At 36.9% G+C, this 14,786-nt stretch carries 13 protein-coding genes, 1 other RNA gene and 1 riboswitch; of the genes, 7 read left to right on the plus strand and 7 right to left on the minus strand.

Annotated features, from left to right (window positions below):
• Positions 1 to 80 precede the first annotated feature (80 nt).
• Positions 81 to 659 carry an electron transport complex subunit RsxA gene (gene rsxA, locus DV356_RS03545; protein ID WP_071162614.1) on the minus strand — a complete coding sequence of 193 codons (579 nt, stop codon included), beginning with the start codon at positions 657 to 659 and terminating at the stop codon, positions 81 to 83.
• Positions 660 to 941: 282 nt separating this feature from the next.
• The gene (gene sohB, locus DV356_RS03550) at positions 942 to 2,003 is read right to left on the minus strand and encodes a protease SohB (RefSeq protein WP_074039865.1); all 1,062 of its coding nucleotides are present in this window, start codon (positions 2,001 to 2,003) and stop codon (positions 942 to 944) included.
• 197 nt (positions 2,004 to 2,200) lie between these two features.
• Between sohB and DV356_RS03555 the strand changes: the two genes are divergently transcribed.
• The gene (locus tag DV356_RS03555) at positions 2,201 to 2,866 is read left to right on the plus strand and encodes a curli polymerization inhibitor CsgI-related protein (protein WP_074039863.1); all 666 of its coding nucleotides are present in this window, start codon (positions 2,201 to 2,203) and stop codon (positions 2,864 to 2,866) included.
• A gap of 67 nt (positions 2,867 to 2,933) precedes the next feature.
• The gene (yccS, locus tag DV356_RS03560; RefSeq protein ID WP_105873246.1) at positions 2,934 to 5,069 is read left to right on the plus strand and encodes a YccS family putative transporter; all 2,136 of its coding nucleotides are present in this window, start codon (positions 2,934 to 2,936) and stop codon (positions 5,067 to 5,069) included.
• Positions 5,070 to 5,186: 117 nt separating this feature from the next.
• Here the strand turns inward: yccS and DV356_RS03565 are convergent, their stop codons facing one another.
• Positions 5,187 to 5,729, minus strand: a complete 543-nt coding sequence (locus DV356_RS03565; RefSeq protein WP_118806514.1) for a KdsC family phosphatase — start codon at positions 5,727 to 5,729, stop codon at positions 5,187 to 5,189.
• Between the two features lie 9 nt (positions 5,730 to 5,738).
• Complete coding sequence (locus tag DV356_RS03570; protein WP_012054716.1) at positions 5,739 to 6,674, minus strand: KpsF/GutQ family sugar isomerase; 936 nt, start codon at positions 6,672 to 6,674, stop codon at positions 5,739 to 5,741.
• Between the two features lie 161 nt (positions 6,675 to 6,835).
• On the opposite strand from DV356_RS03570, the gene rnpB reads away from it, so the two are divergent.
• Positions 6,836 to 7,212, plus strand: an RNA gene (rnpB, locus tag DV356_RS03575) — RNase P RNA component class A.
• Positions 7,213 to 7,287: 75 nt separating this feature from the next.
• On the opposite strand, the gene ytfE is transcribed toward rnpB, so the two are convergent.
• Positions 7,288 to 7,959 (minus strand): iron-sulfur cluster repair protein YtfE, encoded by a 672-nt coding sequence (gene ytfE / locus DV356_RS03580; protein WP_116945331.1) that lies wholly within the window; start codon positions 7,957 to 7,959, stop codon positions 7,288 to 7,290.
• Between the two features lie 315 nt (positions 7,960 to 8,274).
• Positions 8,275 to 8,416, plus strand: a riboswitch (molybdenum cofactor riboswitch).
• Between ytfE and moaA the strand changes: the two genes are divergently transcribed.
• The 4 genes from moaA to moaE all read left to right on the plus strand — a co-directional run bounded on the left by moaA (position 8,405) and on the right by moaE (position 10,692).
• Positions 8,405 to 9,418: a GTP 3',8-cyclase MoaA gene (gene moaA, locus DV356_RS03585; protein WP_118806644.1), complete on the plus strand. Its 1,014-nt coding sequence runs from the start codon at positions 8,405 to 8,407 to the stop codon at positions 9,416 to 9,418. (Overlaps the previous riboswitch by 12 nt.)
• Before the next feature lie 91 nt (positions 9,419 to 9,509).
• A complete protein-coding gene (gene moaC / locus DV356_RS03590) occupies positions 9,510 to 9,992 on the plus strand; it encodes a cyclic pyranopterin monophosphate synthase MoaC (RefSeq protein ID WP_118806515.1) in 483 nt (160 codons plus the stop codon).
• A 1-nt stretch (position 9,993) separates the two neighbouring features.
• Positions 9,994 to 10,239 carry a molybdopterin synthase sulfur carrier subunit gene (moaD, locus tag DV356_RS03595; protein WP_005654167.1) on the plus strand — a complete coding sequence of 82 codons (246 nt, stop codon included), beginning with the start codon at positions 9,994 to 9,996 and terminating at the stop codon, positions 10,237 to 10,239.
• Entirely contained in the window at positions 10,240 to 10,692 is a 453-nt protein-coding gene (gene moaE, locus DV356_RS03600) for a molybdopterin synthase catalytic subunit MoaE (RefSeq protein WP_050848615.1), read from the plus strand.
• Positions 10,693 to 10,746: 54 nt separating this feature from the next.
• Here the strand turns inward: moaE and DV356_RS03605 are convergent, their stop codons facing one another.
• Together DV356_RS03605 and DV356_RS03610 are read right to left on the minus strand one after the other, a co-directional pair.
• Positions 10,747 to 13,392 carry a PqiB family protein gene (locus DV356_RS03605; RefSeq protein ID WP_118806516.1) on the minus strand — a complete coding sequence of 882 codons (2,646 nt, stop codon included), beginning with the start codon at positions 13,390 to 13,392 and terminating at the stop codon, positions 10,747 to 10,749.
• Positions 13,376 to 14,626 carry a paraquat-inducible protein A gene (locus tag DV356_RS03610; RefSeq protein ID WP_085024666.1) on the minus strand — a complete coding sequence of 417 codons (1,251 nt, stop codon included), beginning with the start codon at positions 14,624 to 14,626 and terminating at the stop codon, positions 13,376 to 13,378. Before DV356_RS03610 ends, DV356_RS03605 begins: the two co-directional genes overlap by 17 nt.
• Positions 14,627 to 14,786 lie beyond the last annotated feature (160 nt).

Raw genomic sequence — 14,786 nt, forward strand, 5'->3', positions numbered from 1 at the left:
TTCTTTTTCCTGAAAAATACTGAGTGAACCCAATAAATAAAATTAACAGAGTTATTATCATTAAAAGGTAAATCATTTTATTATTTTACAAGTCCTGTAAATCCCATAAAAGCGAGGGACATTAAGCCTGCGGTAATTAAAGCAATGGATGAACCGCGAAAAGTGGCAGGTATATCAGCGGCGACTAAACGTTCACGAAGTGCGGCAAAAAGTACCAATACTAAGGAAAAACCGAGAGATGCACCAAAACCATAAACGACAGACTCTGTTAAATTATGAGCGAGATTTACATTTAATAATGCGACACCAAGTACTGCGCAGTTTGTAGTTATCAAAGGCAAGAAAATGCCGAGTAAACGATATAATGTTGGACTTGTTTTGTTTATTGCCATTTCGGTAAATTGCACCACTACAGCAATAACTAAAATAAACACTAATGTACGTAAAAAAGTGGCATTTAAGGGAATTAGAATATAGTGATCGACCAAATATGCACAAAGGGAAGCAACAGTTAAAACAAACATTGTTGCTAATCCCATTCCCACAGCTGTTTCAATTTTTTTGGATACACCCATAAAAGGGCAAAGTCCTAAGAATTTTACCAATACAAAATTGTTAATTAATGCGGTGCTGATAATCAATAAAATATAGTGCGTCATTATTTTTTGCCTTTTGAATAGGGGCGTTATTATCCCTATTTATGGAAGCAAGAACAATAGAAAATTTTGCTAAGGGGAAATGGTAAGTTGCGATTTTGTTATTAAAATAAAAAACGCAGCTAATCATTTAAACGATTAGCTGCGTAATATTTGGATTAACAATACTCAACTTGATTTATGAATTAAATATAATAAAACCCCTAAAGATCGGCGAGTATCTTAATGACAAAGATTTGTCTTGTAAACATAGAAATAAAAACTTCTTTTTTTGTGGATAAATGTTTAGTACATAAAGTCTCTAGACTGTTTTGTACTATAACGATGAATGATATTAATTGCACTTTCTTCAGCTTGTCGTCCGAATTTTTTTATTAGGGATTTTTTTAAACGGTATTTAACATTAAGCACCTGTTTTTCTTTCATTTTTTCCAAAATTAAATCATCACTCGTTGAGATTTCATCTACAAGTTGTAATGCAATGGCTTGTTGTCCAAACCAATGTTCGCCTGTTGCAATTTTATCAATATCTAGGCAAGGGCGATTTTGTGAGACAAATTGTTTGAATAATTTATGTGTTTCTTCCAATTCTTGTTGAAATTTTTGTTTGCCTTTTTCAGTGTTCTCACCCAATACGGTCACTGTACGTTTAAATTCGCCCGCAGTCATTACATCTACATCGACATCGTGTTTTTTCAATAGTCGATGAACATTTGGAATTTGAGCGACAACGCCAATAGAACCAATAACAGCAAAAGGTGCGGATACAATTTTATCGGCAACGCAAGCCATCATATAACCGCCACTTGCAGCCACTTTATCAACGGCAACGGTTAATTTTATGCCTTTTTGTTTTAAGCGAGACAATTGAGAGGCTGCAAATCCATAATTATGCACAATGCCACCAGGGCTTTCTAAACGTAGTAATACTTCGTCTTCTGGTTTTGCTACATTTAAAATTGCTGAAATTTCTTCACGAAGTGCGGTTGTTTCTGAGGCTGAAATATCGCCGCAAAAATCTAATACATATACGCAAGCTTTCTTTTCATCTTCTAAAGTCTCGCCTTTTTTCAATTTTTCTTTGCGTTTTTTAGCATTTTGTTTTTCCGCTTTTTTTTCAGCTTTAGTGCGTTGTTTTTGTTCTTCTTCAGAAAGATTAAAATCACGTAATAAACGAACTTGTTCATTAAATTCTTCTGATAAATCTTTAATTTCTAATTCTCCCACTTTAGACTTGTTATGTTGGCGATAAGAAATAATCAAACCAACAATAGCAAGAATGAGTAATAAAATTGTTAAAATTTCCAGAATAAAAATTCCATAGCCTGTTAAAATATCGTTCAACATTGTTACTCCCGTTGATATTTAATGGATTAAATTTTCACGACACTGGTTTAGTGTGTAGATCGCCAACATAATAAAACATTGTGATTGTTTGTGCTATTTATAACAAAAAATTTTAAATTAATTCTTACTTTTTATTTTCATTTTGGCTAATTTGGCATAGCATAAGCGAGTATTTCATTTATACCAAAGGAGCAATTATGAAATTACGCGCTGTTGTATTAGGTCTTGCCACATTATGCACAAGTACGGCAACCTTTGCTGGAATGGTTTCTACGTCATCTAACCTTGAGTTTTTAGCGATTGATGGTCAAAAAGCCTCTAAATCTATCGGAAAAGCTAAGACATTTACTGTAGATGATACCCAAAACCATCAGGTTGTTGTGCGTTTAAATGAAATTGTTGGTTCAGGATCGAATCAATCTCTTTTTGAATCTAATCCTGTGATTGTGACATTTCAAGGTAATGCTGAAGATTTAGTTATTTCCGCACCAGCTATTCGTAATCTTGATAGTGGCGATAAATTCAATCAAATGCCAAATATTACTGTGAAAACAAAATCAGGTAATGCTATTTCAGCGAAAGTGGATGTGTTAAAACAAGAAGGTTTATTCCCAAGTGGTAATGTGCTAAATGATCTTGCTGAATATAATGCGTCTGGTGCAGTGGCATCAGTTTCTAAATTTGCTGCAACAACAGTTGCGAGTTCAGTGGCTGTTGCGCCAGCAGGTAATGCAAAAGCGAATAAAGGAAAAGTGGTTGTTCAGGGCGAAAATGTTGCAGAGCAACAGCTCCAATATTGGTTCCAACAAGCGGATAAAGAAACTCAAACACGTTTCTTAAACTGGGCAAAATCCCATAAATAATGACCGCACTTTATACAATAAAAAGTGAGCCTTGTTGCTCACTTTTCTATTTTGATAAGGATTTGAAATGAATATTCGGTTAAATACTAAAGTAATTTCTACAATTCCTGTTTTTATTGCCGTAAATATTGCGGCAGTGGGAATATGGTTTTTTGATATTTCTTCGCAATCAATGCCTTTGATTCTAGGGATCATTGCAGGTGGTTTGGTGGATTTGGATAACCGTTTAACTGGACGATTGAAAAACGTATTTTTTACCCTTATTGCCTTTTCTATTTCTTCCTTTATTGTGCAGTTACATATTGGCAAGCCTATCCAATATATTGTGTTAATGACGGTGCTGACATTTATTTTCACTATGATTGGTGCTGTGGGGCAGCGTTATAGCACCATTGCTTTCGGTTCATTAGTGGTTGCGCTTTACACCACATTAACTTATATCCCAGAGGTAAATGTATGGTTTATTAACCCTGTAATGATTTTATGCGGTACCTTGCTGTATAGCGTGGTGACTCTGATTGTTTACCTGTTTTTCCCAAATCGCCCCGTGCAAGAAAGTGTCGCTAAAGCGTTTTGTGCGTTGGGGGAATATTTAGATACCAAATCCTGCTTTTTTGATCCTGACGAAGTGGCTGAGATTGAAAAAAAACATCTTAATTTCGCGATGAAAAATGCGAATGTTGTCACGGCATTTAATATTGTTCGCACCGCGCTTTTTTATCGCATTAGAGGGCAACATCGCCATCCTCGCACCCAGAGAATGTTACGTTATTATTTTGCTGCGCAAGATATTCACGAACGCACCAATTCTACGCATTTTGATTATCAACAAATAACGGAAAAACTAAAAAATACAGATTTGATTTTCCGTATTCAACGTTTGTTAGAGCTACAAGCACAATCCTGTAAAGAAATCACGGCGAGTTTGCGTGAAAATAAATCTTATCATTTTAATGAACGTGTCGAACGATCCCTTTTAGGCACCTTGCATTCCTTTGAACTATATAAAGCACAACATCTTAATGATCAAGATGAACTGATTGATATTCAAACCTTGTTAGATAATTTACAAAGTATTAACTGGCAACTTCGCCAGTTGGGACAAGAAACGACGGATACCGAACAATTGGCTCAAATTCATACGGAACAAATCACTGGGTTAAAAAATATAAGTGCGGTGATTTTTAGCCATTTTACTTTTGAGTCACCGTTGTTCCGTCATGCGGTACGCTTATCTATTGTGGTATTTTTATGTTGTGCAATTGTTGAGTTTTTCCAATTTAATCTGGGTTATTGGATTTTATTGACCACTGTATTTGTGTGTCAGCCAAACTATTCTGCAACTAAAGTACGTTTACGTCAGCGTATTATCGGCACGATATTAGGCGTAGTGGTGGGATCTCTATTACCTTATTTAAATCCAACTTTAGAATTAAAACTGGGTCTTGTGGTGCTTACAAGTACGCTATTCTTTTTCTTCCGCAGTAATAATTACAGTTTTTCTACCTTTTTCATCACACTACAAGTTTTGCTGAGTTTTGATGTGATGGGATTTGATACGGCAGCCGCATTAATGCCTCGTTTACTCGATACTTTACTTGGTGCCGCGATTTCATGGTTTGCCGTATCTTACTTATGGCCAGATTGGAAATATTTGCAACTTGATAAAGTGAGCCATCAAGCATTGCGGAGTGATGCGGTGTATTTATTGCATATTATTAGTCAATTGCAATTTGGTAAAAGTGACGATCTTAAATATCGCATAGCACGTCGCAATGCGCATCAATATGCAGCCGCACTGAGTACAACACTTTCCAATATGAATAATGAACCAGTGAAATATAAGGCATATTTACAGAAAGGTTTTGATTTACTCAAACTGAATTATTCTCTATTAAGCTATATTTCTGCATTGGGAGCTTATCGCGACAGAATGAAAAATTTGCAACAGACCGCACAGTTTTTATCTGGTTTTTATCCTGTGGCAAAGAAAATTATTTATACCTTAGAACACATTGAAGAAATACCTGAAGCTATTTTTAACCAACAGCAAGAAAGTATCGAAACACATTTAAAAGAATTAGAAAAACAAGAGATGACCGCCGAAGAACGCGCCGTCTTTAGTTTACCGTATCAGCAATTAAATTTGATTACGCAACTCTTACCGCAGTTCTATGAGTATTTTAGGAAAGAGTCTTGTTAAAGAGTATGGGGGCGTTATAAAGATAAAAGTGCGGTTGATTTTTGAGAGATTTTAAAACTCCTTGAAAATTTACCGCACTTTATTTTTTATTAGGCAATAACATTGACGAATGAGTTATTACTGCCCCATATTTTTCACTGATTTTAGGAAACCTTGGGCGCTATCAAACACAGAAGATTTTCCCTGTGCCTGTAAAATCATATCGGACATTTCACGGAAAGCCCCTTTGCCGCCATTGGTGGAAAGTACATGATCAACAGTATTTTTCACATAAATAGGGGCATCAGCAACAGCAAAAGATGCGCCACAAACGGCAAAAGCGGGGAGATCTACGCTATCATCGCCAATATAAGCGGTCTGATCGGCAGTGACGCCTGCTTGTTTCATAAGATCAAAACAAGCGGTTTCTTTTTCAAGTTTGCCAAGAAAGTATAATTTAATACCAAGATCGGCAATGCGACGACGTAAAATAGGAGAGTCGCGACCAGAAAGCACTGCTACTTGAATACCCGAATCCATCAGCATTTTTATGCCTAAACCATCGCGAACATGAAAACTTTTGATGGCTTCGCCATTGGCATCATAATGAAGTTGTCCATCGGTGAGCACGCCATCTACATCAGTAATGACAAATTTAATATTTTCTAATTTTTGTTGCATTGAAATTCCTTAGCTTGAAAATTCGACTAAACCCACTACGTGATTTTCATCATTAACAACGACTAGCGAGTGAATTTTTTTCGCTTTCATAAAGTCTTCTGCTTTTGATAAAAATTCGTCTTGATGAATAGTTTTTGGTGAACTTGTCATAAAGTCTTTGGCTGTTTTATTCAGCGTTTCTGCACCATTGGCTGTAAGCGCACGGCGAATATCGCCATCCGTGATAATACCTTTAAGTTGCTCATTTTCCATCACTAAGGCAACGCCCATTCGCCCTTCATTCATGACTGTGAGGCAGTCAGTAAAATTGGTGGTCGGTAAAATTGTTGGTAGGCGAGTTTGCATTTGATCTTTCACTTTACATAATAAACGACGACCAAGACTGCCACCGGGATGGAATTTGGCAAAGTCAGCTGGTTGGAAATTGCGTGCCGTAATGAGCGATACGGCGAGTGCATCACCAAGTGCCAGCGTGACAAGTGCGGATGTTGTTGGCGCGAGATTATTTGGACAGACTTCACGCTCAACAGTTATATCTAGAACATAATCTGCATGGCGTGCGAGCGTGGAATTTTTGTTACTCGTCACAGCAATAATTTTATTACCGAAATTTTTTAAACTTGGAATCAGTTTATTGACATCATCGGTTTCGCCGCTATAGGAAATTAACATCACGATATCAATTGGTTTTAACATACCTAAATCGCCGTGGAAGGCTTCTGTTGGATGTAAAAAGAAACTTGGTGTACCCGTAGAGGCAAAGGTAGCTACCATTTTTTTGCCGATTAAACCCGATTTTCCTATCCCTCCGATTACCAAACGCCCTTCACAGGCTAAAATAAGATCGATGACTTGATTAAAATCGTCGCCTAAGCGTTGGCTGAGTTGCAAAAGTGCGTTACTTTCCACTGAAAGGGAATCCTGTGCAATTTTTAGATAGTTCATTCTTCGTCCTAAAAGAGCGGTTGAAATTGGCGTTATTTTAGCGGAATCATAAAAAAATACGAATGAAAAATTAGGCATTATTGTTGATAAGATTGATGAAGCAATATTCAAAAATTGGGGATTTTATTGACCGCACTAGTGATTGCCCCTATACTACGCGCCGAGTTGGTTAGACAATCGCTGGTTTATTGAAGCCCTTAACCGTATTTATACGACCTAGTGGGACAAGTAAACGAGAGGAAAGTCCGAGCTACACAGGGCAGAGTGCCGGATAACGTCCGGGCGGCGTGAGCCGACGACCAGTGCAACAGAGAGCAGACCGCCGTGTAAACGGTAAGGGTGAAAGGGTGCGGTAAGAGCGCACCGTGCCGTTGGTAACAACGTGCAGCAGGGTAAACTCCACTCGTAGCAAGACCAAATAGGAACTCAATGGGTGGCCCGTCCAGAGTTCGGGTAGGTTGCTTGAGCGGCAGAGTAATTTGTCGCCTAGAGGAATGATTGTCCACGACAGAACTCGGCTTATCGACCAACTCAAAACGCTTGTAAAAATGACCGCACTTTAGTTTGTTTTTCGGAATAGATTAAAGTGCGGTTATTTTTGACGAATATTAAATTATTTTTCGTTTAATACACGTGGAAATAAAATATTATTTTCCAAATGAATATGATGCATTAAATCATCAATAAATTCATTAATACCGCTATATAAGGCTTTCCAACTGAAACAAGCATCTGCTGGTGGCGTGCAGTTATTAGTAAGGGATTTGATCACTTCCACATCTTGTCCTGCTTCATCGTGTTCCATTTCCATTACACGAATGGGCATTGAGGCCATAGCATAATTCCCCATTTTGATCATTGGGAACAAAATTTGTTCTTCTTTCATTAAATGCTGGCTAAGTTCAGCATAAATTTTTTCTAACTGTGCGGCTACGCCTATTGGACAGTCATCACGATCACCATGTACATTTTCTACTTTCTCTGCCAATGTAATTAATTCAGGGAGTTGTTCACGGTGGCGATCATGAAAACGAGTAATAATGTGATCGATCATCTCCGCATAAGATGCCGAAGTCCAATCTTTATCATTATTTTCTGCTTTACTTTGTTGTAAATCAGTTAAACGTTTTTCAATTTCAGCAAGGTTAAGATTCTTTTGTTGTGCTGCGACTTCTAATAATACAGAACCTCCGCAGCAAAAATCTAAATCATATTCACGAAAAATTTTAGTTGCACCTGGAATTGAAACAGCGAGTTCGCTAAGTTTTTGTTGGGCAAAAGACATAAATCACTCCTATATTGATTAAGTAAAAATAAATCCGATAAAAATAGTAGGATATTTTTCTGATTATGAAAAGTAGAGAAATTTATTTATTGATTAAATTATGATTTAAATCAATAAAAATACCTCATAATAATCAGCTAAAAATTTATGATTATTAATATAAATAGGATTAATTATCACTAATGAGCTAGTCTTATATTCATTATGTATTTTTTTATATAATTGATTTTTAAGAATTTAGGAAAATACTGATTTTCATCAATATTATTGATTGTGTTTATGAAGTGAAATCTTTTAGAATGACGACAAATCAAATTTAACGCATAACTCCGAGCTTGTTTAGCCTAAGTTTCACAAGAAATACGGTGGCAAGCCAATAACGCGGTACGTTATTCAGGGATACGCTGGAAACGGTTTATCCTCTCCATATTTAGAAAGGTGTAAAATGCAATCTATTCCTATTAAAAACGTAGGAGAGTCTCGCTTAGTCGATCCTTTCCAACGTCAATATTACTATCTACGACTGTCGATTACTGATCAGTGTAATTTTCGTTGTACCTATTGTTTACCTGATGGTTATCAACCCGAAGCTAACAAACCAAGTTTCTTAACTTTAAAAGAAATCACCCATCTTGCTCAAGCCTTTGCTGAAATGGGCACAGAGAAAATCCGTTTAACGGGTGGCGAACCGACTTTACGCAAAGATTTTATTTCTATTGCTGAAAGCATTGCTAATATTGATGGCATTCGTCAATTAGCCGTCACGACAAACGGCTATCGCATGGCAAAAGATGTGGCTGATTGGAAGAAAGCAGGGATTACGTCTATTAACGTCAGTGTTGATAGCCTTGATCCCAAAATGTTCCATCAAATTACAGGTATCAATAAATTTGATGATGTGATGCGTGGTATCGATCGTGCATTTGAAGTGGGCTACAACAAAGTCAAAGTTAATTCAGTTTTGATGAAAAATCTGAATGATAAAGAATTTGAACAATTTCTCGCTTGGGTTAAAGATCGCCCAATTCAAATGCGCTTTATTGAGTTGATGCAAACGGGCGAAATGGATAGTTTCTTTGATAAATTCCATCTTTCTGGACAAGTCTTAGCGGATAAATTGCTGAAAAATGGTTGGACATTACAGCATAAATCTCACACTGATGGTCCTGCTAAAGTCTTTACGCATTCTGATTATGCAGGCGAAATTGGTTTAATTATGCCTTATGAAAAGAATTTCTGCGCAAGTTGCAATCGTTTAAGAGTGTCAGCAAAAGGTAAACTTCATCTTTGTTTATTTGGCGAAGAAGGCATTGAATTACGTGATTTATTGCAGTCGCACGAACAGCAAGGTATTTTACAGGCGCGTATTTTTGCCGCACTTCAAGGCAAACGTGAACATCATTATTTACATATCGGCGATACTGGTGTAAGAAATCATTTAGCGTCTATTGGTGGCTAAAAAGCAAAGTGAGATGAATAGCAATATTCATCTGCTTCCTTTGGTCGCTTATTTAAAACATTCAATATTTTAACCGCACTTTTATTATATTATGACTACATTTACACATATCAATTCTCAAGGCGAAGCCAATATGGTGGATGTTTCTGCTAAAGCGGAAACTGTTCGTGAAGCTCGTGCTGAAGCCATTGTAACTATGTCAAAAGAAACTCTTTCCATGATCGTGGAAGGAAAACATCACAAAGGCGATGTATTTGCTACTGCTCGTATTGCGGGTATTCAAGCCGCAAAACGCACTTGGGAGCTTATCCCACTTTGCCATCCATTATTACTTTCTAAAGTAGAAGTGAGTTTAGAACCGTTACTTGAAACCAACCAAGTTCGCATTCAATCTCTTTGCAAATTAACTGGAAAAACTGGCGTAGAAATGGAAGCACTAACTGCGGCAAGCGTAGCAGCCTTAACCATTTACGATATGTGTAAAGCCGTACAAAAAGACATAGTGATTGAGCACGTTCGCCTGTTAGAAAAGAGCGGTGGAAAATCAGGCCATTTTATTGCGGAGGAAAAATAAGATGTTAAATGTTTTATTTTTTGCTCAAACTCGTGAATTAATTGGCGTTGATGCCATTCAATTAGAAGATGATTTTGCCACTGCGGAAGCGGTGCGTGAACACCTTGCTCAAAAGGGCGATAAATGGGCATTGGCACTGGAAAAAGGTAAACTTTTAGTGGCAATTAATCAAACCTTAATGCCTTTAGAAAGTGCGGTAAAAAATGGCGATGAAATTGCCTTTTTCCCACCAGTAACAGGGGGCTAAATGACGGATATTCAAATTGCAGTACAAGAACAGCCTTTTGATCAAAATGCCGTTTATCAATGGCTTTCTGAGCTACATTCGGTTGGCGCAACGGTTATATTTGTTGGCAAAGTACGCGATCTTAATTTAGGCGATGCAGTATCTAGTTTGTATTTAGAACATTATCCCGCAATGATTGAAAAAGCGTTGAATGAAATTGTTGCACAAGCGAAAGCGCGTTGGGATATTCAACGTGTATCGGTAATTCATCGTGTTGGGCTTTTACAGACTGGTGATGAGATCGTTTTAGTGGGCGTAAGTTCTGCTCATCGTGGAGATGCCTATCATGCCAACGAATTTATTATGGACTTCTTAAAATCCAAAGCCCCATTTTGGAAAAAAGAACAAACCAATCAAGGCGAGCGTTGGATTGAAGCAAGAGAGAGTGATAAAGAAGCATTAGAAAAATGGTAATAGCTTATCTGCACCCTAATTCATTAAGGTGCAGATTAAATATTTTCATTTATGTTATTTTGATAACGCACCACTTCCCCAAGTTTGCACTTCTTCAGGGCGGTTTATTTGAAGCAAGAAACGTTTGTTGGGCTGTGCTTGCGGTTGAATTTCTTTTTCTGCTGGTGTGGAGAAAGAAATCCCACCTTTTAGCAACTGCTGAACGCTACCCGTATTAAATACCGCACCTTTCCAGCCTAAGCTAAAGTCGTAGCCTGATGCGATCCAAAATTCTGTGTTTTGTCGAACAAGATGGCTATATTTCGGCATAATGGCAATATGTACTAACACACGATCACCAAGACTATTAAGTTCAAATTTCTTCACTGTGCCAACTTCTACACCTCGATAAAGAATTGGCGAACCTTCACTTAAATTTATCGCATCACGCGTTTCTAAAATAAACGGCGTGCCATTGCTAAATTTATTACGTTGTGGCGCCGTTTGCGCTAAATTAAATTGTGTTTTTGTGTTGCCATTACCAATTTCAATATCAATATAAGGCTGTAATAAACTATCAAGGTTATCTATTCCACCAGCCGAAATTTGTGGCGAGATTATCGTAAAGTTAGAACCTTCTTTTGCAATCATATTCATATAATTCGGGTTTATTAACGCTTTTGCAGTAATGCGTTTTGCTTTTGCATCAAGCTGAATGCTGTCAATTTGCCCCACATCTAAACCAAGATAGCGTAGATTCATTCCTTTGCTAAGATTAGTTGCATCATCTGTGATTAACGTGATGACAAACCCGATGGATTTTGCATAGCTTTCATTTGCATAAAGTGTTCGATTATTGCCTGAACCACCATTATCAAAGCTAATCGCCCCTTTTAAGGAACGTGCAAGTGGTGTTGCTTGAATACTAATGCCTTTCGGTGTGACATCAATCTTCGCCGCACTTTCTACCCAAAAACGGCTTTTATTTGTCAATAAATGTTGATAGGCAGGATAAATATAAATTTCTACATCAAAGCTATTGGTTTGAGGTTGGATATTTAAAATTTTTCCTACTTCAAATTGACGATATAGGACGAGAGAGCCTTTATCAATACTTGGTAATGTTTGGGTATGTAAGGTTATTGTTGGCGTAAGAATATCGCCTGTGATACCGTGTTCTGCATTGCTAATATTTTGATAAAGTGGATAACTGGTTTTAGCTTTTCCCTGAGCTTGTTTTGTTAGTACTCGAACACCACCTTGTAACCATTTTTCTGGTGTCGCGGATTCAAAACGCAATCCATCTAATCCAATGCTTATATCGAAATTGGTTGCAGCCACAAATTGAGTATCTTCGTGAATTAAATTACGGTATTCAGAGGCAATTGCTGCTTTAAATTGCACGCCATTTACATCAATTGTTTGTGAAACAATTTGCCCAATTATCATATTGTTATAAAACACATTTTGCCCTTCGTTGACGCCGTAATTCTCTGGCGCAGTAAGGGTTAAAACTAACGTGTTAGGCGCATTGAGTAATAATTCATTTTCTTTAATCACGTTAAATTGATGTTTAGTTTCGCCGTCTCCCGCAATCACATCAAAATATTCGTCACGAAAGAATTTTTTTGGTTCTGCTAAATTGCTTAGATCCATTTTTTTATTGCGTAGGACAATTTTACTATTTGCTTTAAACAAAGAGGCTTGGTTTGGATCGATCAATAAACTGCCTTCTAAAATTTCATCGTTATTTTCCACCGCACTTAGCTTGGCGAGAATCCCTATAGCATTATCTTGAGAATAAACTTCCGTTTGCCCTGCAATAAGAGCGGTAGAGGCAGGAATAGTTACCTTAATTTCAATCCCACGTTTAGCCGCTTTTAAATTGGTATAGAGCGTGAAATGACTATTTTCATCTGCTTTTGGGCTGTCAGCTGGAGAGTCAAAAGAAACCGCCCCCTGTACAACGGCATTTAAACTTTCTACATTTAGGTTTAAGCCTGACGGGCTAATATTAGCGTTAATGCCACTAATATTCCAAAAGCGTGAATCTTTTTTCACAAACTTGGCATAGGCTTTATCAATGACCACATCTATTTCTACTTTATTGTTTTTATTAATACGGTAATCATAGATTTTTCCTACAGGTAATTTTTTAAAATACACGGACGCACCAATAGAAATCGAACCTAAATCATCAGAAATTAAGTGGATCAACAAGTCTCCTGCTGAAACTTGCGCAATAGGCCCTTGTTCTTCTGCTATAAATTCATCTTCACGATCGCCATCACCCGGTTGAAGAGTGATGTAATTACCTGACACGAGAGAATCTAATCCTGAAATGCCTGCAAGGGAAACATTTGGTTGTACAAGCCAAAATTTTGTGTCTTCACGTAAAATATTTGAAGCCTCAGGATTGATATTTGCAATAACTTCTACTTTTTGTAGGTTATCAGTGAAATGAACTTCTTTTACTATGCCAATTTGTAATCCTTGATAACGAATTTGAGTTTTATCTGCCACAATACCAGAACCATTGGTAAAAGTAATTGTAATGCTAGTACCGCGTTCTTTCACAATTTGGAAGAATAAAATTGCCCCGATACATAATGCGATAAAAGGCAATAGCCAAAAAGGCGAAATGCGCTTTGTTTTATGTAAGTTCGCTGTTATTTCTTGATATTTTTCTTCTATTGAGGAGGAATTATTTTTCTCTGTCATAAATTTTCCAAATTAATTTGCTATCAAATTGAGAGGTGGAAAGCATAGTGCAAAATACGGCTGCACCAAAATAAAATGCGCCTGGCCCTACGGTAAAATTAATGATTTCTCCGCGTGTGACAAGCGACATCATTAAGGCTAATACAAATAAATCGAGCATAGACCAGCGTCCAACAAAATGTACTAGATGCAATAAACGCATTTGCCATTTAATAGAATGTTGCCATTTAAAATGCACGCAAGCAAGTAAGTAAAGCATAATAAAAATTTTGCTGATAGGCACGAAAATACTGGCAAAAAACACAACAAAAGCAACAAAATAACTACCTGATTTAACAAATGAAATAACCCCAGAAATTAACGTATCTTCAGATAATGCACCTGTTAAATAAATGCCAGATATAGGTAATAAATTTGCAGGAAAAAGCATAATAATCCCTGCAATTAAGGTTGCCCAAGTTGCTTGTAATTTTAGCTTATCCGATGTATTAAGAGGCGATTGGCAGCGGGGACAATAAATTTTTTGTTGATTATCGTATTGGATAGATTTTTGCGTAAATGTGTAATGGCAAGCAGGACATAATTCAACAGCTTGTTTTGTATAAACTGGAGTACATTCAGGATAAAATTCCTGCCACAAGGCGGAAAGATTAAGTTTGATAAAAAGCAGCGTGGTTAAAAGTGCGGTAAAAATAAAAGGAATTAAATAAATATTAATTTCTAATGTTGCATATTCGCGTACTTTAAATATGGTTACCCCAAGTGCCACCAAATAAACATCAAACATTACCCAAGCTTTAATATGACCAAGAAATAGTAAAACACTACGTGGTTTTATCTGAAAAATCTTAGCCAGCCAAAGTATAATAACTAAAAGTGCAAAAGTAATCGGCATTACTACTGCACAAATAAAGATCATAAACGCGGTATATTCATAACCACCTACTGCCATTTTCCAAATGCCATCCCAAATAGAGGCATCAATTTTAATACCTAATAAATGTAAACTTAATAAGGGGTAGTTCAAGGAAAAGGGCATTAATATCAAAATAGATAATGCAATCATTGCACAACGATGTAATGACCACCTCGTACCACTTGCTAATAGATGATGACAACGTGGACATTCGGCTTGTTCATTCGATTGAAGAATAACAGGCACGTTAATGCAAGCATCACATTCTGTGCATTTTAAAATTTGAAATGAAGGCGAAGTTAGCTTTGTTTTAGGCACGTTTGTGGTCTTTCTTTATGAATTAAAGCACGCCATTCTATCGTTGTTTTAACGTATTTGTGAAGTCTTGGCGTTATTTTTGTGTGAAATTTATTCAGCATAACGGGATCCGTTGTTAATTTTGTAAAAAGTGCGATAAACTAGGCAAATCTTCATTTTA

It is taken from the genome of Haemophilus influenzae, from assembly GCF_003494325.1.
Taxonomy (GTDB): domain Bacteria; phylum Pseudomonadota; class Gammaproteobacteria; order Enterobacterales; family Pasteurellaceae; genus Haemophilus; species Haemophilus influenzae_I.

Excerpts from the sequence above, each read along its gene's own strand:
- sohB (WP_074039865.1), bottom strand. The coding sequence starts at position 2,003 with ATGTTGAACGATATTTTAACAGGCTATGGAATTTTTATTCTGGAAATT.
- rsxA (WP_071162614.1), bottom strand. The coding sequence starts at position 659 with ATGACGCACTATATTTTATTGATTATCAGCACCGCATTAATTAACAAT.
- DV356_RS03570 (WP_012054716.1), bottom strand. The coding sequence starts at position 6,674 with ATGAACTATCTAAAAATTGCACAGGATTCCCTTTCAGTGGAAAGTAAC.
- moaE (WP_050848615.1), top strand. The coding sequence starts at position 10,240 with ATGACGGATATTCAAATTGCAGTACAAGAACAGCCTTTTGATCAAAAT.
- moaC (WP_118806515.1), top strand. The coding sequence starts at position 9,510 with ATGACTACATTTACACATATCAATTCTCAAGGCGAAGCCAATATGGTG.
- yccS (WP_105873246.1), top strand. The coding sequence starts at position 2,934 with ATGAATATTCGGTTAAATACTAAAGTAATTTCTACAATTCCTGTTTTT.
- DV356_RS03605 (WP_118806516.1), bottom strand. The coding sequence starts at position 13,392 with ATGACAGAGAAAAATAATTCCTCCTCAATAGAAGAAAAATATCAAGAA.
- moaD (WP_005654167.1), top strand. The coding sequence starts at position 9,994 with ATGTTAAATGTTTTATTTTTTGCTCAAACTCGTGAATTAATTGGCGTT.
- ytfE (WP_116945331.1), bottom strand. The coding sequence starts at position 7,959 with ATGTCTTTTGCCCAACAAAAACTTAGCGAACTCGCTGTTTCAATTCCA.
- DV356_RS03565 (WP_118806514.1), bottom strand. The coding sequence starts at position 5,729 with ATGCAACAAAAATTAGAAAATATTAAATTTGTCATTACTGATGTAGAT.
- moaA (WP_118806644.1), top strand. The coding sequence starts at position 8,405 with ATGCAATCTATTCCTATTAAAAACGTAGGAGAGTCTCGCTTAGTCGAT.
- DV356_RS03555 (WP_074039863.1), top strand. The coding sequence starts at position 2,201 with ATGAAATTACGCGCTGTTGTATTAGGTCTTGCCACATTATGCACAAGT.